At 43.9% G+C, this 25859-nt stretch carries 23 protein-coding genes and 1 pseudogene; 2 read left to right on the top strand and 22 right to left on the bottom strand.

The genetic code is table 11. The annotated features are described in order from the left end of the window. Positions 1–43: 43 nt before the first annotated feature. The 12 genes and pseudogenes from rpoD to rpsU all read right to left on the bottom strand — a co-directional run bounded on the left by rpoD (position 44) and on the right by rpsU (position 11565). On the bottom strand, positions 44–1153 hold the full coding sequence (gene rpoD, locus FFM77_RS01910; RefSeq protein ID WP_137634061.1) for an RNA polymerase sigma factor RpoD: 1110 nt from the start codon (positions 1151–1153) through the stop codon (positions 44–46). Between the two features lie 14 nt (positions 1154–1167). Next, positions 1168–3078, bottom strand: a complete 1911-nt coding sequence (gene dnaG / locus FFM77_RS01905) for a DNA primase (RefSeq protein ID WP_137634060.1) — start codon at positions 3076–3078, stop codon at positions 1168–1170. Between the two features lie 274 nt (positions 3079–3352). Beyond that, positions 3353–3718, bottom strand: a complete 366-nt coding sequence (locus FFM77_RS01900; RefSeq protein ID WP_137634059.1) for a hypothetical protein — start codon at positions 3716–3718, stop codon at positions 3353–3355. Positions 3719–3828: 110 nt separating this feature from the next. Further along, positions 3829–5910: a glycine--tRNA ligase subunit beta gene (gene glyS / locus FFM77_RS01895; protein ID WP_137634058.1), complete on the bottom strand. Its 2082-nt coding sequence runs from the start codon at positions 5908–5910 to the stop codon at positions 3829–3831. After that, on the bottom strand, positions 5910–6809 hold the full coding sequence (gene glyQ / locus FFM77_RS01890; protein WP_137634057.1) for a glycine--tRNA ligase subunit alpha: 900 nt from the start codon (positions 6807–6809) through the stop codon (positions 5910–5912). Before glyQ ends, glyS begins: the two co-directional genes overlap by 1 nt. 285 nt (positions 6810–7094) lie before the next feature. Next, on the bottom strand, positions 7095–7886 hold the full coding sequence (gene recO / locus FFM77_RS01885; RefSeq protein WP_137634056.1) for a DNA repair protein RecO: 792 nt from the start codon (positions 7884–7886) through the stop codon (positions 7095–7097). Between the two features lie 17 nt (positions 7887–7903). Then, positions 7904–8809, bottom strand: a complete 906-nt coding sequence (era, locus tag FFM77_RS01880; RefSeq protein ID WP_137634055.1) for a GTPase Era — start codon at positions 8807–8809, stop codon at positions 7904–7906. Between the two features lie 17 nt (positions 8810–8826). Next, positions 8827–9237, bottom strand: a complete 411-nt coding sequence (locus FFM77_RS01875; RefSeq protein ID WP_137634104.1) for a diacylglycerol kinase family protein — start codon at positions 9235–9237, stop codon at positions 8827–8829. Next, positions 9221–9700, bottom strand: coding sequence for an rRNA maturation RNase YbeY (gene ybeY, locus FFM77_RS01870; protein WP_137634054.1), 480 nt, complete (start codon positions 9698–9700; stop codon positions 9221–9223). Before ybeY ends, FFM77_RS01875 begins: the two co-directional genes overlap by 17 nt. A gap of 12 nt (positions 9701–9712) precedes the next feature. Then, a complete protein-coding gene (locus tag FFM77_RS01865) occupies positions 9713–10690 on the bottom strand; it encodes a PhoH family protein (RefSeq protein WP_137634053.1) in 978 nt (325 codons plus the stop codon). Between the two features lie 199 nt (positions 10691–10889). After that, a complete protein-coding gene (locus tag FFM77_RS01860; protein ID WP_137634052.1) occupies positions 10890–11333 on the bottom strand; it encodes a GatB/YqeY domain-containing protein in 444 nt (147 codons plus the stop codon). Positions 11334–11376: 43 nt separating this feature from the next. After that, positions 11377–11565: pseudogene (gene rpsU / locus FFM77_RS01855) on the bottom strand (30S ribosomal protein S21). A gap of 230 nt (positions 11566–11795) precedes the next feature. Here rpsU and FFM77_RS01850 point away from each other — a divergent pair. Further along, positions 11796–12611: a pyruvate, water dikinase regulatory protein gene (locus tag FFM77_RS01850; RefSeq protein ID WP_137634051.1), complete on the top strand. Its 816-nt coding sequence runs from the start codon at positions 11796–11798 to the stop codon at positions 12609–12611. A gap of 52 nt (positions 12612–12663) precedes the next feature. Here FFM77_RS01850 and FFM77_RS01845 read toward each other — a convergent pair whose 3' ends face one another. From FFM77_RS01845 to hisS, 8 genes are all read right to left on the bottom strand, one after another. Further along, a complete protein-coding gene (locus tag FFM77_RS01845; protein WP_137634050.1) occupies positions 12664–13560 on the bottom strand; it encodes a deoxyribonuclease IV in 897 nt (298 codons plus the stop codon). Then, a complete protein-coding gene (locus FFM77_RS01840; protein ID WP_137634049.1) occupies positions 13553–14770 on the bottom strand; it encodes a CDP-glycerol glycerophosphotransferase family protein in 1218 nt (405 codons plus the stop codon). The genes FFM77_RS01845 and FFM77_RS01840 overlap by 8 nt, the downstream gene beginning before the upstream one ends. A gap of 16 nt (positions 14771–14786) precedes the next feature. Next, on the bottom strand, positions 14787–15605 hold the full coding sequence (locus tag FFM77_RS01835; RefSeq protein ID WP_137634048.1) for an ABC transporter permease: 819 nt from the start codon (positions 15603–15605) through the stop codon (positions 14787–14789). 37 nt (positions 15606–15642) lie between these two features. Further along, entirely contained in the window at positions 15643–16785 is a 1143-nt protein-coding gene (locus FFM77_RS01830) for a CDP-glycerol glycerophosphotransferase family protein (RefSeq protein ID WP_223876752.1), read from the bottom strand. Positions 16786–16922: 137 nt separating this feature from the next. Further along, positions 16923–17798, bottom strand: a complete 876-nt coding sequence (locus FFM77_RS01825; RefSeq protein WP_137634047.1) for a YitT family protein — start codon at positions 17796–17798, stop codon at positions 16923–16925. A gap of 117 nt (positions 17799–17915) precedes the next feature. Next, on the bottom strand, positions 17916–18452 hold the full coding sequence (msrA, locus tag FFM77_RS01820; RefSeq protein WP_137634046.1) for a peptide-methionine (S)-S-oxide reductase MsrA: 537 nt from the start codon (positions 18450–18452) through the stop codon (positions 17916–17918). Between the two features lie 91 nt (positions 18453–18543). Then, positions 18544–20319 carry an aspartate--tRNA ligase gene (gene aspS, locus FFM77_RS01815; protein WP_137634045.1) on the bottom strand — a complete coding sequence of 592 codons (1776 nt, stop codon included), beginning with the start codon at positions 20317–20319 and terminating at the stop codon, positions 18544–18546. An 18-nt stretch (positions 20320–20337) separates the two neighbouring features. Beyond that, entirely contained in the window at positions 20338–21621 is a 1284-nt protein-coding gene (gene hisS, locus FFM77_RS01810) for a histidine--tRNA ligase (RefSeq protein ID WP_137634044.1), read from the bottom strand. 741 nt (positions 21622–22362) lie between these two features. Here hisS and FFM77_RS01805 point away from each other — a divergent pair. After that, positions 22363–23211, top strand: a complete 849-nt coding sequence (locus tag FFM77_RS01805; RefSeq protein WP_137634043.1) for an N-acetylmuramoyl-L-alanine amidase family protein — start codon at positions 22363–22365, stop codon at positions 23209–23211. A 130-nt stretch (positions 23212–23341) separates the two neighbouring features. On the opposite strand, the gene zwf is transcribed toward FFM77_RS01805, so the two are convergent. Together zwf and dagF are read right to left on the bottom strand one after the other, a co-directional pair. Continuing rightward, positions 23342–24835: a glucose-6-phosphate dehydrogenase gene (zwf, locus tag FFM77_RS01800; RefSeq protein WP_137634042.1), complete on the bottom strand. Its 1494-nt coding sequence runs from the start codon at positions 24833–24835 to the stop codon at positions 23342–23344. A gap of 256 nt (positions 24836–25091) precedes the next feature. Then, the gene (dagF, locus tag FFM77_RS01795) at positions 25092–25832 is read right to left on the bottom strand and encodes a 2-dehydro-3-deoxy-phosphogluconate aldolase (RefSeq protein WP_137634041.1); all 741 of its coding nucleotides are present in this window, start codon (positions 25830–25832) and stop codon (positions 25092–25094) included. Positions 25833–25859: the final 27 nt, after the last annotated feature.

Raw genomic sequence — 25859 nt, 5'->3', positions numbered from 1 at the left:
GCTAGCGAGCATTTGCTCAACTAGCGACCGTTTTTAGTGACACTTATTCCAAGAAATCTTTTAATTGTTTACTACGAGATGGGTGCCGTAACTTCCGTAACGCTTTGGCTTCGATTTGACGAATCCGTTCCCGCGTAACCCCGAAGACTTTCCCGACTTCTTCCAAAGTCCGCGTCCGACCATCATCCAAACCGAACCGCAACCGTAAGACGTTTTCTTCCCGATCCGTTAACGTATCGAGAACGCCCTCCAATTGTTCCTTCAATAATTCATAAGCCGCTGCATCGGCTGGCGACGTCGCATCTTGGTCTTCAATGAAGTCACCCAAATGTGAATCGTCCTCTTCACCGATTGGCGTTTCCAATGAAACGGGTTCTTGCGCAATCTTCAAGATTTCGCGAACCTTTTCCGTTGGCATATCCATTTCAGCCCCAATTTCTTCGGGAGTTGGTTCCCGGCCTAAATCTTGCAATAATTGGCGTTGAATCCGGATCAACTTGTTAATGGTTTCAACCATATGAACTGGAATCCGAATTGTCCGCGCTTGGTCCGCAATGGCCCGCGTAATCGCTTGACGAATCCACCAAGTGGCATAAGTGGAGAACTTAAACCCCTTGCGATAATCAAACTTTTCAACGGCCTTCATTAACCCCATGTTACCTTCTTGGATTAAATCAAGGAATTGCATGCCCCGACCAACATAACGTTTGGCGATTGACACGACCAAACGCAAGTTGGCTTCTGCCAATTCTTGTTTAGCAGATTCGTCGCCTTGTTCGATCCGTAACGCTAAAGCAACTTCTTCATCCGCTGTCAATAAGTCAACGCGGCCGATTTCTTTCAAGTACATCCGCACAGGATCATTGATTTTAATCCCAGTTGCCGAGCCGGCACTCTTTAATTCTTTCTTAGTAACCGTCTTGACACTCTTAACGGCCCGGGCATCTGGATCGCCATTTTCATCAACGACACTGATCCCAGCATCTTCAATTTTTTGTAATAACTTATCAATACCCTTAGCATCTAGTTTATAAGGTGCCGCCAATTTGTCGGATAGTTCGTCATACTTGATACTACCAGACTTTTTATAACTCTTAATTAACGCTTTAACGGCTTTGTTATATTCCGTTGTCGTTGTTTTTGCTTTTGCCATAAAGTCGTAGCCTCCTATAAGCTGTCAGCTTGTTGTACCTGCTGTTGTTGTCGATATAATTCAATCAATTCCAGTGTTAATCGCTGGACTAAATCATGATTGCCTAATTGTTTAGCGGCCGTTAATTCGGCCTTTTTACCCTTAATTTGTTCCGCAACTGGATGCTGATTCATAATGACATTGACCAGATCAGCCACTTCTTCACGCGAGGTTTCCTGCGCTACATCCATGAATTCCAAGCTAGTGACCACTTGTTTTAGCTGATTATCGGTCATAAAATCGGTAAAGTTCGCTAAATCAAAGTGAGCATGGCTATTAAAATAAGCCTCAGCGTCCGCCAAGATATTTTGATACTGGTCATGGACAAAGTGAAAATCTGCTAAAGCCATGACGCGCAACCAAACATCATGATCGTGTAATAAGCGATACAGTAATAGTCGTTCCGCCCGTTCAACACGACTTAACGGCGCCGCATTGGTCGTGGCACCCATTGTTGCCATCGTCTCCGTTGGGGGTGGTGGGGCCATCATGGTCACCCCGCCATCATCAACTGGTGGTGGGCCAACTGGGGCCGCGGGTCGTTTGGTCGGCTGCCGATGAACCGTCTGGTGACCGACTAGCGACCGTAATTGTTGCCGTAAATCATCCTTATTTAAGCCAAACTCTTGTACCAGTTGATTCAAGTATAAGTCTTGTTCGACATTGGAAGAGAGTTGCGACAGCTGTTGTAAAACGGCTTCTAAATAAGTTAACTGATCCTGCGTATTTTGTAAATTCAAATCATGACGTAAATACTGCATTTCAAAAGCCGTGGGTGTCTGCTGACCATCCTCAAAGACCTGCTGAAACTTTTCTGCGCCAGCTGATCGTAAGTATTCATCAGGGTCCATCCCATCGGGCATTTGAATCACATTTAAATTCAGCCGACTGTTATCACCGAGTAGCTTAAGCGCACGATCCGTTGCTTTTTGACCGGGAGTATCACTATCATAACAAATCGACAGGTGATCAGTTACCCGCTCGAGCATATAAATCTGCTCATTCGTTAAACTCGTCCCCATGGAAGCCACACCGTTTTGAATGCCAGCGCGATAAGCCGCAATCACATCCATGAACCCTTCAAATAAGACAACTGCCTTTTTCTGGCGAATTGCCCCCCGTGCCAAGTCAAAGTTAAATAAGACGGACCGTTTATTGAAGAGTTTGGTTTCCGGACTGTTTAAATACTTAGGCTCATCCGGTGACTTTTTCAAGATACGTCCTGAAAACGCAATCACCCGACCGCTGGCATCTTTAATTGGGAATAACACCCGATCAACAAACCGATCCCGTAATTCACCGGCTTGGTTCTCAATAAATAACCCCGACTGCCGTAAAAGTTGATAATCAATCTGGTGGGCTTTAAAAAAGTCTAATAATAACTGATTCTTAGGAGCATACCCAATGCCAAACGTCGCAATCGTGTCATCGTCTAACCCACGTTCATGCAAATATGCTAACGCGGGTTCCCCTAGTTCTGTATTAACTAAAACATGTTGATACATCTTAGCACTGTCCGCATAAAGAGCTAGCAAATCACTTTGAACTTGATCTTTAGGTGCGGCAGGTTGAGATTGTGCGGTATAACTTGCCGGTAAATCCACATGTCCAAAATCCGCGACTTTCGCAACCGCTTCTGGAAAGCTAAGGTTTTCCAAGTCCATAATGAATGAAAAGACATTACCGCCCCGACCACAACTGAAACAATGAAAAATTTGTTTTTGTTCATTAACTGAAAATGACGGCGTCCGTTCCTCATGAAACGGACATAAGCCAAATAGGTTTTTACCGGCCTTCTTCAGCTGTACATATTGACCAACAAAATCCGCAATATTCACTGCGGATCGAATTTGATCGACCTTTTCTTCTGGGATCAAATTGGCCACTTTGCCACCCCATTTCATAAGTAATCGACTGACAAAATCACAAAAATTCGCGTAGCCTTGAAAAGCCGCATCACGAAAACGAGATGCGACTATTAGCGTGCGAATTTCTACAAAATATATCTTACCACAAGTTTGACAGGTGTGCAATAATAAGTCTTGCTTATTAGACACTTTTGTCAAGTTTGTCACAATTAAAGCTGAAACAATCGTAAACTGGCAGGTAATGACTCGTTCAATAACAGTTATGCGACACGCCCAGCCTCACATGTAACAACTAGCGAGTTCTAGTCTCAATAATAAATTCAATCGTCTCAATCAGTTCCATGATTGGCAGCAAATAAAACCAGAAAATAAAATACCAGAACGCTTCATTAAAGTTAACGATACCAAACCAAGCCACCCCAAACAGTGCCAGACAGCAGCCTAACAATACTAGTGCTAAGAGTCGTCTGAAGCCCCGAGTTCGGACCAAAAATGACCCCACCAAACACCCCAACAATAGTCCACAAATCACGTAACCAGTTAATTGATGATCATCTAACTTAAATCCTGTGTGGACGCCACTGGCATAATAAAGTGCCGCCACATAGATCACCCCATAGACGGCCGCAATCCCTTGAATCCAGCGATATTTTTTCATCCTACCCAAGCTTCTTTACCACTAATCCAGCTTAGTACTAATATAAAAAGAGCATCAAACTAGTCACAACTATGACTAATTTGATGCTCTTAAGTTTACATCAGTGGCACTTATTTAACGACTAATTGGTTCAAGTCACCCATGACATTTGCCATGCGGGCAATCTTAATCAATTGCTTCAAATGATTGTTACGAACTTTTTCGTCTTTACTCATGACCATCGTCTGGTCAAAGTAATCAGCGATCAATGGCCGTAAACTAGCCAACGCCTTAAAACGGTCATTCATATCGAGTGCTGGGGTTAACTTCGTTTCAAGCTCATTCACCGCATCATAAAGTTTTTGTTCCGCATCATTTTCAAACAATGCCGGATCAACGGTCAAATCACGCGTGTCCAGATCAGCCTTAGCCGTGATCCGTAATAGTCGGGTCAACGCTTCAATCGTGTCCCGGAATTCAGGATCATTTTGATGCGCATTTAACACATCTGCTGCCTTGAACATTTCACGAATATCTTGCCGACTCCCCTTAATGACGGTGTCTACGATGTCATAACGTAACTTTTTGTTACTGAACCATTGCTTAACTCGATCAGTTAAGAACGCCGCTACTGGCTTCGTTTGCTTAGCAAAGTCTAAATTGAACGTAGCCCCGTTAGCTTGCAAGACTTGTTGAATATCAGCTTCAAATTGGCCAATTGGGAAGTCCCAGCCTTGATCACGGACAATTCGAACAATCCCAAAGGCTTGACGACGTAAGGCAAACGGATCGTTCGACCCACTTGGGGTTAAGCCAACCGCAAAGAAACTCGTAATCGAATCAATCTTGTCAGCCACCGCTAAAACGGCACCGACTTTAGATTGTGGCAAGGCCCCATCGGCACTCGTCGGCATGTAGTGTTCACGAATGGCTTGGGCAACGACGGGATCTTCACCCTTCAAGATGGCATACTTTTCACCCATCACACCTTGAAGTTCAGGGAATTCGCCGACCATCCCCGTTACCAAATCAAATTTGTAGATTTGAGCCGCACGATGCAGTTGGTTCTTTTCGGTTTCAGTCAAGCCAAACCGATCAGCCAGTAAACCGCCGATGTACATGACCCGTTGCATCTTTTCGTACATCGTCCCAATCTTATCATGGAAGCTAACCTTTTTAAGGCGTTCCACATAAGCTTGAATGGAATGTTGCTGATCTTCATGGAAGAAGAAGGCCGCATCTTCCAACCGAGCTGTCAACACTTTTTGGTTACCAAGAATCACGTTCTTTAAGTTTTCGGTATTCCCGTTACGAACAGAAACAAAGTGTGGCAACAAGTTGTCATCAGCATCGGTTACATAGAAGAACCGTTGATGGTCACGCATTGATGTAATCAAGACTTCATCAGGAATTGGTAAGTATTTGGTATCGAAATCCCCAGCAAAAGCCGTTGGATATTCAACCAAGTTATTAACTTCTTCTAACAAGTCTTCATTAACCACAATCTGCCATTGATGTGCCTTGGCTAAGGCATCGATTTGTGTCCGAATCTTGGCCTTCCGTTTAGCTGCATCAGCAATCACGAATTCTTTCGCTAGATCAGCTTCATAGTCCGTCGCGTTAGCAATTTCAACATCATGACCTAAGAAACGATGGCCACGGGTTGTCCGACCAGCTTTGACATCCAAGATTTCGATTGGGATAATCTCATCATCTAATAATGAGACTAACCAACGAATTGGCCGAATATATTTAAAGCTAAACGTTGACCACTTCATCATCGTTGGAAAGTTCATCTTCGTGATAACGTCCTTAACGCCTGCTAAAACATCTTTAGCCGGTTTACCAGCCGTAAACGTTTGAACAAACACATAAGGGGTCCCTTTGATTTCCTTAAAGACAATATCGTCCGTTGAAGCGCCTTGACCTTTAGAAAATCCAATCGCTGCTTTCGTCCAATTACCATCCGCGTCTTGGGCGATTTTCTTAGCTGGTCCCCGCACTTCCTTTTTAACATCAGCTTGCTTGTCAGCTAAGCCTTCAACTTGCAACGTCAACCGGCGTGGCGTTGAAAAAGTTTTAATCTGGTCGAAAGTTAAGCGTTCGTCTTTGAGAAATTTTGCCATTCGTTCTTTTAATTGCAAAATACTAGGAGTGACGACGTGCGCCGGCATTTCTTCCAAACCGATTTCTAACAAATAAGTTTTAGCCATTATTTCGTTTCCTCCTGCGCATGTTTGAGTAATGGGAAGCCCCGTTTTTCACGTTGTGCCACAAATTCTTTAGCAATGGACTTGGCCATATTACGAATACGGTCCAAATAACCAGCCCGTTCCGTCACGGAAACCATCCCGCGTGCATCCATCAAGTTAAAGGTATGGCTACACTTCAAACAATAATCATAGGCAGGGTGCACCAAACCGTTCTTGATTTGCTTTTTAGCTTCTTTTTCGTATTCATCAAACAACATTAATAATAAGTCTTCGTTGCTGTCTTCAAAGGCATACTTTGAGTTTTCAAATTCAGGTTCCAAGAAGATGTCGCCATACTTAACGCCATCGCCCCATTCCAAATCAAAGACCGAGTTAACATCTTGAATATAAGATGACAAGCGTTCCAAGCCATAAGTGATTTCTGAAGTAACTGGATCAACTTCCAGACCACCAACTTGTTGGAAGTAGGTAAATTGACTAATTTCCATCCCGTCTAGCCAAACTTCCCAACCAACACCGGCACAACCCATTGAAGGATTTTCCCAGTTATCTTCGACAAATCGAATATCATGTTCAAGTGGGTTAATGCCTAATTTTTCCAAACTTTGTAAATATAAGTCTTGGATGTTTTCAGGTGACGGCTTCATAACCACTTGGAACTGATGATGTTGGTACAACCGGTTAGGGTTTTCACCATACCGACCATCAGCTGGGCGCCGTGAAGGTTCGACATACGCCGCGTTCCAAGGTTCAGGACCGATAGCACGTAAGAACGTATATGGACTCATCGTCCCGGCCCCTTTTTCTGTATCATAAGATTGCATTAACATACAACCTTGATCTGACCAAAATTCTTGCAAGGTTAAAATAATCTCTTGCACTGATAACTTTTTGCTCATTTTCTGCCTCCCAAAATTTGTGACTGAATCGGCTTTTGCCCACAAAAAAAGTCCCCTGCCATTCCAAAAGAATGACATAGGGACGATTGATTTCGCGGTTCCACCCTACTTCTGAGTAACCTCAGCAGCTTAATTAATCTTCAAAGCTCCGAGAGCGCCAATCATAAATCGCTTCTGACCATTTCTCACTCACTAGGCCTCACTGGATACCACAACTTATCATTTTCTCTCATCAACACTTAACTATTCAGTTCTTCATCATCATAGCCGACTGTTACTAGTTTGTCAATCATCATCGGTCTGCCGGGGTTTTAATGGTTGATACCAACTCCCCATCTGATCGATAAAGCGTTTAGACTTTAGATGTAACCCCACTGAATTATCATAGATTTCATCTAAAATCCGCCGTAACTGTTGCGCTGTCGTCTTCTTAACAGTCATCGAATGCACTTGACTTAAGTTCAATACTGAGAACTTCCGCAAGTAAAAGATAGCCGCCTGACTTGCATGTAAACGATGTGGATCTAGGTGCCAATGTTGTTGACACAACAGGCCCCCATAACTTTCCGAGTAATCTAACGGTAAGTCCTGTCGACCACACACGGCACACCAGCGCAGTTCCGGGGCGACCCCGAACGCGCCTAGTAATTGAATCTCAATCACGTTAGCAACCAGCGCTGGTGCGACTTGTTGATCAATCAGCTGCAACGCACTGGTAATCTGTTGGTACCAGCGGCCTACCGGTTGATTATCCGGATAAGCCACATCAATCAGATTCATGATATACGTTGCATAGGCATTCAGCTCAATGTCTTGACTAATCTGTTCAAAATACTGTACTGATTTGACACTATTAATGTAAGACAAGCCCTGATCACGTAAGTCGCCAACGTACTCACCCATCGTAAATGGCAATAATTCCGCTGCCATTTTAAACCCACGACGACGGGCGCCACGAATAAAAAACATTTTTTTGCCATATTCAGCGGTCAAAAATTTAATCAGCATGTCCCGTTCACGATAATCGCGCCGATACAATAAAATACCGTTAAAGTTAGTGATCGTTTGTTGGGCCATTTAATCACCTAACGATTCTAATAATCATCTTGCCGATAGCCATAGCTAGCTAACAGATTTTCCCGATCTTTCCAGTTTTCTTGCACTTTGACCCATAATTCCAAGTAAACTTTATCACCAAGTAAACGTTCAATATCCCGGCGAGCCATTGACCCGATCCGTTTTAACATACTGCCGCCCTTACCAATGATAATCCCTTTTTGTGACGACCGTTCAATAATAATCGTCGCTTGAATATGAATCTTTTCTTCATCTTGTCGTTTAATCGAATCAATCACCACAGCAGTTGAATGGGGCACTTCTTGCCGCGTTAAGTCTAAGACCTTTTCACGAATCAATTCAGAAATAATGAAACGTTCTGGATGATCCGTAATTTGATCAGCGGGATAATATTGTGGTCCTGCTGGTAACTTCGACTTCAAAGTTGCGACCAATTCATCAACATTATTGCCTTCCAAAGCTGAGATTGGATAAACGTCAGCCCACGAAATCGCATCTTTATATTGATCCATGATTTCTAACAACCGATCAGGATGAATCTGATCAATCTTATTAATAACCAGATAGATCGGTTTGTTAACGGACTTGAGCCGATCAATAATGAAATTATCCCCTGCACCACGTCGTTCGTCCGCGTTGATCATAAAGAGTACTGCATCAACTTCACCTAACGTTGACAAGGCCGACTTCACCATAAAATCACCTAAGCGACTGTGTGGTTTATGAATCCCAGGTGTATCGATAAAGACCATTTGCGTGTCTTTAGTGGTATAAATTCCTTGAATCCGGTTACGGGTCGTTTGGGCCTTATCGGACATAATGGCCACTTTTTGACCCACAATGCGGTTCAACAACGTGGATTTACCAACGTTGGGCCGACCGATAATTGCTACGAAGCCGGAATGAAACTCTGTATTTGCCATAATTTATTCCCTTTCTACTACCTTGTTAACACAAACTGCCAGATTTTAGGTACGAATAAGATCAACCCAACTAGTACCGCAAATGCCGCTGCAAATACAACGGCGCCAGCAGCTATATCTTTAACCTTTTTGGCTAACGGATGATAATGTGGTCCGGTTACCAGATCACAAATATTCTCCGCAATCGTATTATTGATCTCACAAAGCATCACCATAAAGATGGCCAAGCACAACCATAACCATTCACTCGTTGTCAATTGGAAGTACCAGCCGGCTAGTAACGCCACTGCCCCCAAAACAAGGTGGGTCTGCATATTGCGCTCTTCTTTAACCACCGTTTTCAAACCGGACCAAGCATGTTGCCAAGACTGCCAAAATGAATGGTTCTTTTCGATTTGTGGTTTATTTGATTTATTTTGCGAGTCCATAGTCATCTAAAATCTTCCTTTGTAACCCGAACATTTCTTTTTCATCCGCTGGTTGCAGGTGGTCGTAGCCGTTCAAGTGCAAAAAGCCATGGACGACTAAATAACCTAACTCCCGTTCACGCGAGTGTTGTAAGAATTGGGCTTGTTCGTCAACCTTATCAACTGAAATCATGATATCCCCTAAGTTTAACGGCATTTCTGCGGCCATCTCTGGGTCCATCACAATCACATCATCGGCGTCATCATCATGCATGGCAAAACTAATCACGTCGGTGGGCCGGTCAACGCCCCGGTACTGCTCATTAATTTTTTGAATCTCATCATTGTTCATTAATGTTACTGAAACTTCGGTATCATCACGAAGCTTCAATTCTTGCCCCGCTGCCGCAATCAGATCCCGGATCAATTGTAAATCAGCTGCTGCAGCACCGGCGGCCGTTTGATCATATAATTCTAAGTCCATAACTGCCTCCGTTTAGTGCTTTTCGCCAGCTTCATATGCCGTAATAATCTTCGCAACCACCGGATTACGAACCACATCATCGGCCGTAAAGTTGACAAACGAAATATTACTAATGTGATTTAAGATATGTTCCGCTTGAATCAAGCCACTCGTCGTATTACGCGGTAAATCAATCTGTGAGATATCACCATTGACGATCATCTTGGCATCAAAGCCTAACCGAGTGAGGAACATTTTCATTTGCGCGTTCGTCGTATTTTGCGCTTCATCTAAGATGACAAAGGCATGATCTAACGTCCGTCCACGCATATAAGCTAGTGGCGCAATTTCAATCACACCACGATCCATTAATCGTTGGGTATGTTCAGCGCCATAAATCTCATACAAGGCATCATAGATTGGCCGCAAATAAGGGTCAACCTTTTCCTTCAAATCACCTGGCAAGAAGCCTAAGCTTTCACCAGCTTCAACGGCTGGCCGCGTGACAATAATCTTTTCAACATCACCGCGCTTTAAAGCCGCAATTGCCATGACAACTGCAAGATAGGTCTTCCCAGTCCCAGCTGGTCCAATCCCAAACGTAATGTCACTCTTGGCGACGGCTTGCACATATTGACGTTGACCAAAGTTCTTCACGCGGACCGGCCGACCACGATTATCTTTAATAAGCGTTTCCGCATATAAATCTTGAAAATAGTCTAAAGTACCGCGATTGACCATCTTAATCGCACTGATCACATCGGGGGCACCGATTTGAATATTCTGTTTAATTAAACTCGTTAAATTCTTAAACACAGCTTGGGTTTTATGAACGGCTTCCTCGTCATCCCCACTAATGGTCACTTGATCGCCAAAAACATGGAGGCTAACGTGCAGCCCATCTTCTAACATCGCTAAATACTGATCTTCCGGACCGAGTAAAGCTACCGATTGACTAGGATCAGCGATGAGAAATTTTTGTTCATATTTTGAGTTTTCGGTCAAAAACATGGACTCCTTTATTGACAGATTTATTAGCCATTGAAAGCCAATGGCACCCGCGACGTGACGCACAATGTCAACGCTTAAAAGCGGGTTTGGTGTTAACTAATCATAGCATAAAAGCCTGGCCACGACCAGCTTCACGAACGCTTGGTCGACTAGCTTGACGACACAAAAAAAGCCAGGGAAAAACTTCCCTGACTAACCGTTAATTCAATAATGATTTAACTGTTTGGTTGATAAGCTTGCCATCCGCCTGACCTTTAAGTTTTGGCATTACCGCACCCATTACTTTACCGAAGTCACCTTTACCGGTGGCACCGACTTGTTCAATCGTTGCTGCAACCACTTGTTTGACTTCTTCGTCAGACAACTGCTTGGGCATATATGATTCAACAAGGGTAATTTCAGCTTTAACCCCATCAACTAGATCCTGACGATTCGCGCTTTGGAATTCCTCAAGTGATTCGCGCCGTTGTTTCAATTCACGTGATAACACGCTCACTTCTTCTTCGGCCGTTAAATCATGACCTGCATTAATCTTTTCATTCATTAACGCAGACTTCAGCATCCGCAACACGCTAAGGCTTTGCTTATCGCGAGCTTTCATCGCAGCTTTAAGATCACCATTGAGTGTATCAACTAGACTCATTGGATATCCTCCTTCGATTCAATTAAAATCAACAAGATGTTGATTACTTGAAACGACGACGGTTCTTACGCTTACGAGCAGCTTCTGATTTTAACTTTTTCTTCACACTTGGTTTTTCGTAAAATTACCGTTTGCGGTATTCTTGTAAAGTACCACTTTTTGAAACGGTACGTTTAAAGCGACGAAGAGCATCATCAAGAGATTCGTTTTTACGAACGACTGTTTTTGCCATTTAAAATTCCCTCCCTCCGAGCTTGAAAAGTAACCGTCAAATTATGCATACTTACATAATACAACTGTTCTAGTAAATTATACATAAATAGAAAAACCACGTCAACAAAAGTTTAAAGATTAATGCAAAATATTTCAAAATGGCTGGCTTTACCCACAATAAATCGTTTTCATAAACCCTTGGCTATGCTACACTAGAGTCATTATTGATACGGAAATGAGGGTTTAATCATGCAAGCCATTAAAATTTTTATTTTATCTGATTCAGTTGGCGAAACGGCCCACGCGGTCGCCCAAGCCGGGGCCGCTCAATTTGGCGATTTAGATATCACTTATCAACGGTTTCCTTTCGTCCGAACCGAATCGCTACTGCAAACGGTACTCGCACAAGCTTTAAAAGACCAAGCAATCGTCTACCACACCTTTGTTGATCGTAAGTTAAGTAAGAGCGTGAACGATTTTTGTCAAGCTCATGACTTACCTTATAATGATGTCATGACTCCAACGTTGGATTTATTTTCTGGCATCACCCACCGGCAGCCTGTCAACAAGCCAGGTAAAATGCATGATTTAAATACCAATTACTTTGATCGGATCAACGCCATTGAATTTGCCGTGACTTATGACGATGGTAAGAACCCCGCTGGCTTTTTGGATGCCGACGTCGTCTTATTAGGAGTCTCACGGACTTCGAAGACGCCGTTGTCACTCTACCTAGCCAACCGTAACTTAAAGGTCGCTAACTTACCCTTAGTTCCTAAGGCTCAAATTCCCGACGAAATCTGGCAAGTTGACCCGAAGAAGATCTTTGGCTTAACCAATGATCCGGAACAGCTCAATACGATTCGCCGCGAACGGATGATTCAATATGGACTAAACCCAGATACGGTTTATTCCAATACTGATAAAATCAAAGCTGAACTCGCTTATGCGGATACGATTTTCAAAAAGATTGGCTGCCTCGTTATCAACGTGGCTAACAAGTCAATTGAAGAAACTGCCACCCTCATTACGGAAAGTCTCGGTTACAACGAACCTAATCGTTAACTCAATTAAAAAAGCGACTTAGGATTTTTTCCTAAGCCGCTTTTTTTGGCGCTTAAACTTGTTGTTCAATATCACGAATCAAATTAGGGTTAAATTGACCCGCTCTTAACATGGCAATCTCGTATTTATACGGTGGTAATTGATGTTTCTTATCTGGCCCAACGTAGGGCGTCTCTAAAATTTTACTGATTTCAGTTAACTGTGGATGATGGGCAACGGCATTTAAGGCCTCAAAACCAATCGTTCCCATCCCAATATTCGTATGCCGATCTTTATGGGCCCCTTGGGGATTCTTAGAATCATTCAAGTGAATGACCTTTAACCGATCCAAACCAATCACGTGATCAAACTCATTCAAAACACCATCGAAGTCATCTTTAATGGCATAACCGGCATCACTGGTATGACAAGTATCAAAGGTGACCGACAACTTCTCATTATAAGTCACTCCAGCAATCATCGCCGCAATTTCTTCAAACGTCCGACCGACTTCGGTTCCTTTACCGGCCATCGTCTCAATCGCAATCTGAATCTTTTGATCAGGCCGAATGACCGTATTCAAGCCCTTAATAATCTGAGCAATCGCAGCTTCAGCACCAGCGCCAACATGGGCCCCTGGGTGGAGCGTCAGCTGAGTGGCCCCAACGGCTTCAGCACGTTCAATTTCATGATACAAAAAGTCCGTTGCAAACTCAAAATAACCCGTTTTTTTAGTATTACCCAGATTCACAATATATGGCGCATGGACCACGATTTGTTGTAAATCGTGCGCTGCCATCACCTTTTGGCCAGCTGCAATATTCAACTCATCAATCGGCTTACGGCGGGTGTTTTGGGGTGCCCCTGTATAAATCATAAACGTATTAGCACCATAGCTAACTGCTTCATTTGCAGACCCGAGTAACATATCTGGTGCTTTCATTGATACATGCGATCCTAATCTAAGCATCTTGTGTCGCCTCAATTCCAATTTGTTGGAGTACCTTTTGACTCGCTCGACCATCTTCCCAGCCACAGAACTGCTCATAAAAATCAGGTGCCGCCGCGGTTGGCTGCCATTGTCCCGCCGTATAACGGTCCAACGCTGCATACAATGCCGCTGCATCTGTCACTAACGGCCCTGGCAATTCACTTTCGTAATCAAAGTAAAAGCCACGTAATTGATCACGATAATGTTCCAGATCATAGGCATAAAACAGTTGCGGTCGTTTGAGATTGGCATAATCAAACATGACGGAAGAATAATCTGTAATCATCAAATCACTAATTAAGTATAAATTAGTGATGTCCGTTTCTGCCAAAATTTTGACCCGGTCTTCAAAGCCCGTAATATCAATCTGATCCTTCACTAAATAATGCGGACGTAGCACTAAGATGGTCGTCGCAGAAACATGCTGGAAGAAAGTTCCAAGATCAAACGGTAACTTAAAATTATACCGACCCACATATTGAAAGTCATCATCTCGCCAAGTTGGGGCATACAAGATTACCTGAGCATCTGCCCGCCCGACTAATTGCTGCTTTAATTGGGCCGTTTCCGAAGCAGTTGTATGATACAAACGATCATTGCGAGGATACCCCGTATCCAGCCATTGCTGATTAAATCCGAATGCATGCGCAAAAATATCATGAGAATATTGATTGGGGGCAATCAAGTAGTCCCAACGTTTAGCCTCATCAATAAACTTCTGATGATAAGTTTGCGTGTCAGTACCAGGAATTTCTACCGCGTCAATATCCACACCTAAATGTTTTAATGGCGTTCCGTGCCAAGTTTGCACGTAAGTGGTCCCACTGTTCTTATGCCACCAACGTGGTAATCGGGCGTTAAAAATCCAAAAGTCTGCCCGCGCCATGACCCAGATCCATTTGAAATGAAAACGTTTCAATAATTGTATCTCAGGATAACGCGCTTTTAAAGCCGCATATTGACGTGGTTTCACATTAAAATAGCAACGATCCGCATATTCTGGATGTTGTGCCAGCAAAGCCTGATATAAGGCCATAGGATTATCATTAATATCATTGCCATTAAAACTCTCAAAGACGAAGCTGTATTTTTTAACGGGTAATAAAATGAACCCATCGTTCAACACGATGAGTCCACCTCGAATGAGAATCTTAATCGCAGTCATTAAACGGTGTTTAAGTCTAGCCATTAAAGCTGCTCCTTTTTTAAATCAAATCAACAAATCGTGATCGGAATTTATAATGTAAGTGTGAGCCAACCAATAAGACTAATAGGACAAAGCCCCAGAAGATCAGGGTTAACAATGGTCGACTCCACATGTAGGTATCCGCACTCTGGTGGAACATTGAGTTCCGGAAACCAGAAATAATGTACCAAAATGGATTTAACTCTAAGATCCGGACAAACGGGGCTGGAAAACCAGTCGTTTGAAAGTTAAATAGGACACCGGATAAATAAAACAACATCCGCATCATGGATTGTAGTAAAATCTGCCAATCACGTACTAATACCGAAACCGTGGAATTGAACGTACTCAATGCAAACATTAGGCACATCATCGCAAAGAAATAGTAAATCCATTGTAACCAAGCGATAGCGGGATAGATGCCATTAAAGAAGCCTAACGCGATCGAAAAGACCAGCATGGTCCAAAATGAATTTAAGTTACCCACAATTCGAATTGAAGGTAGCACGGAAACTGGAAACTTCATCTTCGAGACCATCCCGACCCGTTGATAAATCGCTTTGGACCCATCTAAGACGGCACGGTTCATAAAGAACCATGGGGTAATCCCGATGACCATCCACATTAAATAGGAGACCCCATCTAGATTACTACCCTTTTTAAACCCACCGCTAAAGACAATCCAGTAAATCCCAATTTGAATCAACGGATATAAATATTCCCAAGCTAATCCCAAATAATGGTTTTGATAACTGGCTTGATCTTCATAATTTGAGATCCGCCAAATAATTCCCCAATTTTGGAATTGCTCTTTAATAATCGTTACGACCTCTTTCAAGGCTCAGCCACTTCCTATCTCTTAATTCTAATAATGGTTATTTTTGATGAAAATAAGCAACCGTGCGAGTCCCAGCCTGACCATCATTATGGGCATTCCATAAGTGGTTAAATGCGGCTAATTGTGCCGCCGTCGCGGTGGCCGGTTGCGCCAACGCTTGATTCAAAGCAGCGACCGTCGTTACTAACGGTCCTGGTGCCCAGGCACGAAAATCAGCCTGCAACCCAACGCGCTGTTGGTAAGTTTGCCAGTCAAAAACATAGAATACCATTTTTTGACAATTTGGCAAGAGGGCATAGTCAAAAATCACGGATGAATAATCACTGATCAAGGTGTCCGTGACCGTTAATAAATCGTCAGTACTAAAGTCGTCAGCTGTCGTCAACAAGTTCGGATAATGTGCTAATAGTTGCGCCGTCTGCGCTTGTAAGTGCGGATGCAACTTGAGGACTAAGACTTGGTCAGCCGCTAATTGCAATTGACCAAAATCAGCTGGCAAGCTAAAAGTCACGCCCTCACGGTAAGTTGGGGCATACAAGATAATCTGTTTATGCTGCCAATCTGGATGCGCCGCATAAATAGCTGACCGGGTCTGCGCAATCCAAGCTGAATCTTGATACCGATCCGAACGCGGATACCCTAGTACGCGCATCCGCTGTGGATCAGCGCGATAACTCGTCGCAAAGACGTCACCCATCTTCGCCGCGCCGACGACATAATCTGTAAAATGGTCATAGACCCGCTGAAAACGGTGCTGATCAGCCGCTGAACGTTGATGGGTCTGCGGGTCGCCCCAACCAAACGCTTTAATCGCTCCCGCCGCATGCCAAACCTGCACAATCCGTTGCGTTGGCCGACTCGTTAGCCCACCAACAAACGCATAATAGTTGTCGCAATACACCGTTGCTGCTCGTGTGATGACGGGAACACCAGTTACGGCAAACTGAAGCGAATCCTGAAATGGGACCACTTGAATCCCTGCAACTTCTAAGTCCCGAGCACCACTAGTAGCCGCCGGTAAGTAGTAAATCGTCAATTGAGATCCCAAACGGGCCTGCAACTGCTTAATAAACGTCAAGTTATCCGCAAAACTCATTAAATAAATGACTTGCGTGGTGGTGTGCCAATGGGTCAACCAGGACATCAATGACACCAGCCACATGTAAATCGTCTTCTTCAAACGTTAGCCCTTCCATTCCGCAAATTATACTCAGTAATTATAGCATACTTCATTGCCCAGCTTCTGGCTACGCGCAAAAGCTTAAGATTCAGTCAAAAAAGCGGCTAGCTGGTCTTAACCAACTAACCACTCTTAATTTACGGGTCTGGTTCATAAAAATGACCCAGAATTTTAACAGTATCTGAAATACTAACAAAGGCATGCGGATCAGATTCCGCCATCGCGGCCGTTAATTCAGACATTTCATAACGCGTAATGACCGTAAATAAAATCGTCTTGTCATCATGGCGATAAGCCCCTTCAGCATTATGCACGATGGTCACCCCACGACGAATCCGATTTTGAACACTATCAATCACGGTATTCGGCCGACTAGTAATAATCATCACCTGCATCTTTTGTTGCCGAGTATATGTCATATCGATGACCCGACCATTAACCAACAACCCTAACGCTGAATAAAAGGCATAGGGCCAGCCATAAACAAACCCAGCTGCTAAGACAATAATGGCATTAAAGGCCATATTGATGGTCCCAATACTCCGACCCGTTTTGCGCCGCAAGACCAGTCCAATGATGTCTAAGCCACCAGTTGAAATGCCATTTTTTAACGCCGTCCCAGTCCCAAAACCATTAACCGCCCCACCAAAAATCGCACAAATAATGGGATCGTGCGTTAAGGTCTCGGGCGCAACAATCTTAATCATGATACTTGATAAAGCAACCGCCAAGAACGTATAAACGGTAAAACGGTGACCAATTGATCGCCAAGCAATCACAAACATTGGCACATTTAATAAGAATAGCAATAACGCGGTTGAAAGCTGAACGGGCATAAACTTCGCCATCAAGCTATTAATCAATTGGGCTAACCCCGTGATCCCTGACGAATAAATATGGCCGGGCGTCCAGAAGAAGTTCATGGCGACAGACACTAAGATCGCATAAATAAACGCGGTCGAAGCCTTAAACACATCGCGATGACGCTTCGTCAACTGCTGAAAATCGTCCATTTTCGTGCGCTCCTTTACGTTTTTAATCCTTGGCTATTGTACCATTAGAAACTGCGTTCAGCAGGCAAAATCGACTTTCACTTGAAAGTCTCACGCTTCTCATAAATTTCACAGAGATTAATCGACTTTAGGGGTATTGGCCCAGTGATTTTCAATAAAGTCCGCCCGTCCACCAGCTTCTTGCGCCGCAAAGACGACGGGATTATTTTTATAAAAACGTTGATGTTCCGCAGTCGCTGGATAAAACGGCTGGACGTCCTCAATCTTAGTCACAATCGGCTGATCAAACAATGCGGAGGCCTGTAGCTTTGCTTTCGATGCTTCGGCAATTTGTCGTTGCTGCGCATTCTGCACAAAAATCACCGGTCGATAATTATCACCGCGATCTTGGAACTGCCCCATCGCATCAGTTGGGTCCGTCTGGTGCCAATAAATTTCTACTAAATCGGCATAACTGATTTTAGTCGGATCAAAAGTGATTTTAACCGCCTCGGTATGGCCAGTCGTATGGGCTTTCACTTGTTCATAGGTTGGATTTTCAACATGACCGCCAGTAAACCCAGAAACCACGCTAGTAATCCCTGGCTGGCTGTCAAATGGCTTGACCATACACCAAAAGCACCCGCCGGCAAAAATTGCTGTTTCAGTTGTCATTCAGATTCCTCCAATTAAATTTTAATCTAAATCTAACACTAACTAAAAAGAACGTCCAGTCAGCTGAGTGGACGTTCTTTCGGTAACCGACTTATTTATCGTCAGGTTTGTTGATAAACAAAGCCAAATCTTGTAATTGTTGATCAGAAACTTCCGCTGGCGCATTGGTCATTGGTTCAGAAGCCTTCGAGTTCTTAGGAAAGGCAATGACTTCACGAATATTGTCATTACCAGAAAGCAACATGGCAAACCGGTCTAACCCGATGGCTAACCCGCCATGCGGTGGAAAGCCCATGTCTAAGGCATCTAGTAAGAAGCCAAATTGTTCTTGGGCCCGTTCTTTAGTGAAGTCCAACGCCTTGAACATTTTTTCTTGTAATTCACGCGTATGAATCCGGATGGAACCGCCACCTAATTCGTAACCATTTAAGACAATATCGTATGATTGGGCATGCGCCTTGTGGGGATCTTCACCGTCGTTCAAGTAGTGGACATCTTCTTCATTAGGCATCGTGAATGGATGGTGGGCTGGTACCCAGCGGGAAATCCCTTCATCGTATTCGAACAATGGCCAGTCAACGACCCAAAGGTAAGCATACTTGTTTTCATCAATCATGCCTTGTTCCTTAGCGATGGCTTTCCGCAAATAGCCTAAGGTATCCGAAACAACCTTGAAGTTATCCGCAGCGAATAATAACAAGTCACCTGGTTTCGCATCAGCGGCCGTCGTGATGGCGTCAAAGTCATCCTTGAAGAACTTCGCGATTGGCCCACTAAAACTGTCATCGGTCACTTTCATCCAGGCCAAGCCCTTAGCGCCAAAGCGTTCAACATGGCTGGCATAGGCATCGATAGCTTTTCGTGAGTATTTGTCAGCACCACCAGGAACGGCGATTGCTTTAACCACGCCACCATTCTTAATCGCGCCTGAGAAGACTTTAAAGTCGGTATCCGCAAAGATGCTGGACATGTCTTTTAATTCCATACCAAACCGGACATCAGGCTTGTCGGAACCAAAGCGATCCATTGCTTCTTGCCAAGTAATACGGGTAAATGGCGTCTTAACATCGACACCCTTCACGTCATGCATGACTTTTTTGATCAAACCTTCCGTATAACTTTGGATTTCTTCCGCCGTTAAGAATGAGGTTTCCATATCGATCTGCGTGAATTCTGGTTGCCGGTCGCCCCGCAAGTCTTCATCCCGGAAACAACGAGCAATTTGATAATACCGATCAAAACCGGCACCCATCAATAATTGCTTAAATAATTGGGGTGATTGTGGTAAAGCGTAGAAATGGCCTTGATAAACCCGTGAAGGTACCAAGTAGTCCCGGGCCCCTTCAGGCGTTGACTTAGTTAAGAATGGCGTTTCAATGTCGTAAAAACCATTGGCGTCAAAATAACTATGAACCGCTTGGGTAATGCCGTTACGAATCTTTAAACCACGTTGCATTTCTGGCCGCCGTAAGTCTAAGTAACGATACTTCAACCGTAATTCATCCGACACATTAATGTCATCTTGAATGTAGAAAGGTGGTGTTTTAGCCTTGTTTAAAATCTTAGCCTCATGGATTTCAACTTCGACTTTACCTGTCTTCATGTTCGGGTTGATTGCATCGCCATTCCGGCTAACAACTTTCCCTTGGACTTCAATCACGTATTCACCACGTAATTGATCCGCAACATCTAAAGCGGTTTGTGAAAATTCTTGACTGAAGACTAATTGAACAATGCCTTCACGGTCACGTAAATCAATAAAGATCAAGCTCCCTAAATCCCGGCGCTTTTGGACCCATCCTTGTAAGATGACGTCTTGACCCAGGTAGTCTTCATTAACTAACCCAGCATATGTGGTTCGTTTCATTAACTTGTTTCCTCCCTGTTATTTAGCTGCCAATACTTGTTCAACATGGTTAAAGACATCGGCCATGGCGACTTGGGTCTCTTCACCCGTTGCCATTGACTTCAAGTTAACCACTTCGTTTTCCAACTCGCTATCCCCGATAGTCATCGTATAACGGGCATTCAAACGATCCGCACTCTTGAATTGCGCTTTCGGCTTACGATCCAAATAGTCGCGTTCAGCGGTTAACCCCGCATCCCGGACAGCTTGAACCAGCTTTAAGGTCGTCGCATTTGCAGCGTCCCCAATACCAACCACGTAAACATCTAATCGATCATCAGTTGGAAAGGCAATCTTTTCCGCATCCATCAAGACTAATAAGCGTTCGACACCTAAACCAAAGCCAACTCCAGATGTTTCAGGACCGCCTAATTCTTTAACCAAGCCATTGTAGCGACCACCGGCACAGATTGTCGTGTAGCCTTGACCAAGTGATTTCGAATTCGTCATGATTTCAAAAATCGTGTGGTTGTAATAATCTAAGCCCCGCACCATTGTGGCGTCAATTTCAAACGGAATCTCTAAGGCCGTCAGCAAGGCTTTAGCTTCTTCAAAATGGGCTTTAGCTTCGGGCGTTAAGTAATCTAAGATTGACGGTGCATCGGCTACGAATTTTTGATCTTCAGGCGCCTTGCTATCTAGAACCCGTAATGGATTCTTGTGCAAGCGGGCTTTGGAATCATCACTTAATTCTTCAAAATGAGGTTCCAAGTAATCAATCAAGGCTTGGCGATAATCATCACGCGTTTGTTGGTCACCCAACGTATTGATAACTAGCTTTAAGTCGTTTAAGCCAAATTTTTTAAGCAAATTAAAGCCCATTGCAATGACTTCAACGTCTAAAGCAGCACTTTCACTCCCGAAAGCTTCAACACCAAGTTGATGGAATTCCCGTAACCGACCTGATTGGGGCCGTTCATAACGGAACATTGGTCCCATATAATAGACCTTGTAAGGTTTTAACACTTGCGGACCATAGAGTTTATTTTCAACAAACGCCCGGACAACGCCGGCCGTTCCTTCTGGCCGCAAGGTAATGTGACGATCACCCTTATCATGAAAATCGTACATTTCTTTAGTCACAATATCGGAAGTATCCCCCGCAGAACGTGAGAAAACTTCAAAATTTTCAAAAATTGGCGTCCGAATTTCTTTAAAACGATAGGTTTTAAAGACTTGACGCGCCGTTTCTTCGACATATTGCCATTTTTCACTATCACCTGGCAAAATATCGGCGGTGCCTTTAGGCCGTTGGTATCTCATCCTAATCTCCTCCTTCAATTCAAATCGACAAAAAAAGCGCCCTTGATTGTTTATCCAAGGGCGCTTTTTTGCGCGGTACCACCTTTATGAGCACTAACTGATAACGTCTGTGTTAATAACAGGCGGAACTTTTCGTTCACCTCAAAAGCGTCTCCTCATTGCTCGCTATCCGGAATTCTCAGCACTACCGGTCTCTGGCTATAGCGTGGCACAATGCTCTTACTTTCTCTGCGGTCGATTTATTAACTTATGATTAAAGTTACACGACTCCGTTGGAAAAGTCAACTGACACCCGTAAAATGTTGGCATGAAAATACGATTTATGATGTTTGGTGCTGGTTAGATTAAATTGCCACTCTGGTTGGTCCAGAATTGGCTGGAACGTGGTGGCCGCGTTTTCGAGCCATAGTGCGGTCTCGAAAGCCGGGCTTTATCTAAGTCGGAAAACCACCGACCAAGATAAACGACACCACTGAGCCAATTCTGGACCGCCCGACGTTAACTAATGGGTATTAAGAAATTAATGATTGACTATTCGAGTGTCTTTCTCAAACTTAAGCCCCGGTCAGTTCTGAGGCCAATCAACAGGCAACAAGCTTAACCAGTGCTAAGCATCGTTTCATCACCTGTTTAGTTAAAGTTAACCTTTAAAATCACTGCCCGCCCTAAACGCAGTTCATAATTTTTGGTATACTAATGATTACGTGTTTTAAACTCAAAAAAATTTAGTTGGTGAAATCCATGCAAGTCTTCAAACGCTACTGGCGACAACTTGTCATTGCCGCCGTTTTTATCGGGCTAGTGGCCGGCTTCACGACCATCCTAGCCACTCATAATACTGCCATCGTTAATATTGCTAACGTCAATATCCGTAAAGGTCCCGGCATGAGCTATAGTGTGACCGATTCAACGACCAAAGGAACCAAAGTGCATATTATGCGGCGCAAAAACAATTGGTTATACGTCCGCTATGCCGATCATAAATTTGGTTGGATTGCGAGTTGGCTCGTCAATGAAAAGAACAGTCAATTGAATCAAACGACCAAGATTTCAGAAGCCACGATTGTGCTGGATCCAGGCCATGGTGGCTCCGATTCTGGGGCCCTGTCCAGTCATGACAAAATGGAAAAAACTTACACGTTACGGGTGGCCCAAGTCGTGGCTAAGCGGCTACGTGCAGCCGGCGCCCACGTGGTAATGACCCGTGATAGTGATCAGTACGTTGGTTTAAGTGCACGTCCAGCCTTGGCAAACAAGTTACACGCCGATGCCTTTATTAGCTTCCACTTCGATAGTTCGCCTGAAAATAATCAAGGTTCAGGGATTACCACTTACTATTACCATAAATCCACTTCACTTGGCCTAGCGAAAGCTCTTAGCAGTAATGTCTCTGCCTTACCAATCAAAAGTAAGGGCGTTGAATTTGGTGATTTCTTAGTCATCCGTGACAATCAAGTGCCAGCCGTCTTGATGGAACTTGGGTATATCAATGACGATACCGACTTTAAGACGATTAGCTCACAAAGATATCCGAATGAAGTCGCTCACGCGGTCTATGCTGGGCTCTCTAGTTACTTTGCTAATCATTGATAATACCAGTTATTGTTGACTACAACTAAAAGCATTTCAATTGCCAAGAAAGGCACCTGTAATCAGTTAAGATTACAGGTGCCTTTTTGATTAGTTGTTAGTGAAATTGGTATTAACAAATTGCGTCATGCTAACGGTTAAGTAACCCACGTTCGACAAACCAAGTATCTGGTTGCCAAATCCATTGATTATCATTCTTAGCTACTAAATCAAACGCCGCTTTTGGTCCCATCGTCCCGGCCGCATAAGTTGGCAATGGTTGGTCATCTTGGTCCCAAGCTTGCCGAATCGTATCTACAATCCGCCATGATTGGGCAACTTCATCCCAATGAGTAAAGTTAGTCGCATCACCAGTAATGACATCATGCAATAACCGTTCATACGCTTCCGGTGTATTAGCCATCATTTGACTGTCATGCCGATAGGATAATCTAATCGGCGTCGTTGTCGACTGGTTATCTAACGCCTTCCCATTCAGGCTCAATGAGAACCCTTCTGTCGGTTGAATATAAATCGTTAAGACATTTTGCGTTGCAATCTCAGCGTTAGCAGTTAAGTTCTTAAAGACAATATTGATTCGCGTGCCTTTTTCCGTTAACCGTTTCCCAGTCCGGACATAGAACGGGACGCCTTGCCAACGTTCATTATCGATTTGGAACTTACCCGCAACAAACGTTTCCGTCCGTGACTTCGGATCAACAGCTGGCTCCTCACGATAACCCGCAAATTGTTCATTGTTAAGACTGCCAGCGGTATATTGACCACGGACAAAGTTGGCCGCCACTTCATCCGCGTTATAAATCCGAACCGCCTTTAATGCGGCTACTTTACCAGTTCGAATCGCTGCTTCAGACATCTTCGTCGGTAATTCCATGGCCAATAGAGATAACACTTGTAAGATATGGTTTTGGACCATATCCTTCAGAGCCCCCGTCTGGTCATAGTAGCCGCCCCGTTGTTCAACACCCAATGCTTCAGCAAAGGTAATCTGGACGTTATCAATATATTGATTGCTCCATTGCGATTCTAATAAACTGTTAGTAGCCCGCAACGTCAAGATATTTTGAATCATTTCCTTGCCTAAGTAGTGATCAATCCGGAAAATATCTTTTTCCGGGAAGACTTGGGTTAATTCTTGGCTTAACTTATTCGCTGATTCATAGTCAGTCCCAAATGGTTTTTCGAGAACAACCCGGTTAAAACCAGCCGTATCAATAATCTTAGCTGCTTTCAACTGGGTCACGATTTGACCGAAGAACCGCGGTGCCATTGCGAGGTAATACATCCGGTTACCCGCCAATTGATACTGTTGGTCCAACTTATCAGCCAACTTAGCTAAAGTCTGATAATGACTGGCATCACCAACATCGTGTGATTGGTAATAAAAATGCTGTAAAAAGGCACTCTGTTCCGGTTCCGTGGGATTTTGATCAGCAATCGCATCGGCAACGACTTCCCGAAAATGGTCATCACTCCAAGGGCGCCGTGCCGTCCCGATCACTGCAAAGTGGTCATTTAACACTTGTTGCCGAAAAAGGCGGAAGAAGGCAGGATAAAGCTTCCGTTTCGCTAAATCCCCCGTCGCACCAAAAAGCATCATTAAAACTGGTTCCGAATTGTTCATTAAAATCACCCTTCTATTGCATTGTTAATTTGTTTAATTAAAGTTGACCTGGCATCAACTTAGCCTAGTCGCCAAAACCTAACGCCACTCGACTCTAACTATTAGTTTACCAATATCTAGAGACAATGGGGGTATATTTAGTCTCAATTGGGCCAAATAACCGATTTATACGATTGAATCGCCATAAATTTAAACAAAATGTTTAAGCGCAACAAAAAAGCGCGATTCACGCCGAACCGCGCCACCTGTCAGTTCATTAACCAACTAAGCGTTTGACAATCTCAAATAGCTGACGCACATTTTCTGGCCGCGTCATGCCAGTATCGGCATCAATAATTGACGAATAGATATGCGGAATAATCCGTTTGACGCCAGCATCTAAGGCAATTTGGAGAATCGTTTCAAAGTTCTCTAAATCAATCCCACCCGTTGGTTCCAAGTAGAAATCATTGGTTGCACAAGCTTCGGCAACAGCCTTAAATTCGGCCTCATGCGCCAACCCATGCATGGGGAAGAACTTGATTGAACTGCCGCCCATATCTTTCAATAAGGCAATCGCCGTTTCAATCGGCACTTCAGCGGCCGGTGTCTGTGAACTCAATGGCCCAGTCGCAATGTTGACAATACCCACTTTACCAGTTGGGGACACCAAGCCATTAACAATGGTATCCGCTTGGCCGAGTAGCGCCCGGCTAGTTCCAACCCCTGTGAAGACTTGGTTCACGTGTTGCGGTTGGATCACTTTGGAGACCCGACTCACCATCTGACTTTGATTAGGATCACCCGCACCTAAGCCAACGGAAACCGCATTTTCAATTTGTGATTGATATTTTAACATATCTTCAATCGCCAATTGATCAGTGGAATAATTTTTTGTCAACACGCCTAAGATGATATGATGTTCAGCGGCAGCATAACAGTCAACCGCATTTTGAACAGAACCCGCTAAAACATTTAAGGCGACGCGATCTTGGTAATAATTTGGTGTCTTTTGCATGATTGAGCACTCCTTTTTTATTGACAG

This window comes from Lactiplantibacillus songbeiensis (genome assembly GCF_005405125.1).
Classification (GTDB): Bacteria; Bacillota; Bacilli; order Lactobacillales; family Lactobacillaceae; genus Lactiplantibacillus; species Lactiplantibacillus songbeiensis.
This window is presented reverse-complemented; position numbering and strand designations above follow the sequence as displayed.

Excerpts from the sequence above, each read along its gene's own strand:
- hisS (WP_137634044.1), bottom strand. The coding sequence starts at position 21,621 with ATGAGATACCAACGGCCTAAAGGCACCGCCGATATTTTGCCAGGTGAT.
- FFM77_RS01900 (WP_137634059.1), bottom strand. The coding sequence starts at position 3,718 with ATGAAAAAATATCGCTGGATTCAAGGGATTGCGGCCGTCTATGGGGTG.
- ybeY (WP_137634054.1), bottom strand. The coding sequence starts at position 9,700 with ATGGACTTAGAATTATATGATCAAACGGCCGCCGGTGCTGCAGCAGCT.
- FFM77_RS01865 (WP_137634053.1), bottom strand. The coding sequence starts at position 10,690 with ATGTTTTTGACCGAAAACTCAAAATATGAACAAAAATTTCTCATCGCT.
- dagF (WP_137634041.1), bottom strand. The coding sequence starts at position 25,832 with ATGCAAAAGACACCAAATTATTACCAAGATCGCGTCGCCTTAAATGTT.
- FFM77_RS01805 (WP_137634043.1), top strand. The coding sequence starts at position 22,363 with ATGCAAGTCTTCAAACGCTACTGGCGACAACTTGTCATTGCCGCCGTT.
- aspS (WP_137634045.1), bottom strand. The coding sequence starts at position 20,319 with ATGAAACGAACCACATATGCTGGGTTAGTTAATGAAGACTACCTGGGT.
- glyQ (WP_137634057.1), bottom strand. The coding sequence starts at position 6,809 with ATGAGCAAAAAGTTATCAGTGCAAGAGATTATTTTAACCTTGCAAGAA.
- recO (WP_137634056.1), bottom strand. The coding sequence starts at position 7,886 with ATGGCCCAACAAACGATCACTAACTTTAACGGTATTTTATTGTATCGG.
- zwf (WP_137634042.1), bottom strand. The coding sequence starts at position 24,835 with ATGAACAATTCGGAACCAGTTTTAATGATGCTTTTTGGTGCGACGGGG.
- FFM77_RS01875 (WP_137634104.1), bottom strand. The coding sequence starts at position 9,237 with ATGGACTCGCAAAATAAATCAAATAAACCACAAATCGAAAAGAACCAT.
- FFM77_RS01850 (WP_137634051.1), top strand. The coding sequence starts at position 11,796 with ATGCAAGCCATTAAAATTTTTATTTTATCTGATTCAGTTGGCGAAACG.
- FFM77_RS01860 (WP_137634052.1), bottom strand. The coding sequence starts at position 11,333 with ATGAGTCTAGTTGATACACTCAATGGTGATCTTAAAGCTGCGATGAAA.
- era (WP_137634055.1), bottom strand. The coding sequence starts at position 8,809 with ATGGCAAATACAGAGTTTCATTCCGGCTTCGTAGCAATTATCGGTCGG.
- FFM77_RS01825 (WP_137634047.1), bottom strand. The coding sequence starts at position 17,798 with ATGGACGATTTTCAGCAGTTGACGAAGCGTCATCGCGATGTGTTTAAG.
- rpoD (WP_137634061.1), bottom strand. The coding sequence starts at position 1,153 with ATGGCAAAAGCAAAAACAACGACAACGGAATATAACAAAGCCGTTAAA.
- FFM77_RS01840 (WP_137634049.1), bottom strand. The coding sequence starts at position 14,770 with ATGGCTAGACTTAAACACCGTTTAATGACTGCGATTAAGATTCTCATT.
- FFM77_RS01845 (WP_137634050.1), bottom strand. The coding sequence starts at position 13,560 with ATGCTTAGATTAGGATCGCATGTATCAATGAAAGCACCAGATATGTTA.
- msrA (WP_137634046.1), bottom strand. The coding sequence starts at position 18,452 with ATGACAACTGAAACAGCAATTTTTGCCGGCGGGTGCTTTTGGTGTATG.
- glyS (WP_137634058.1), bottom strand. The coding sequence starts at position 5,910 with ATGGCTAAAACTTATTTGTTAGAAATCGGTTTGGAAGAAATGCCGGCG.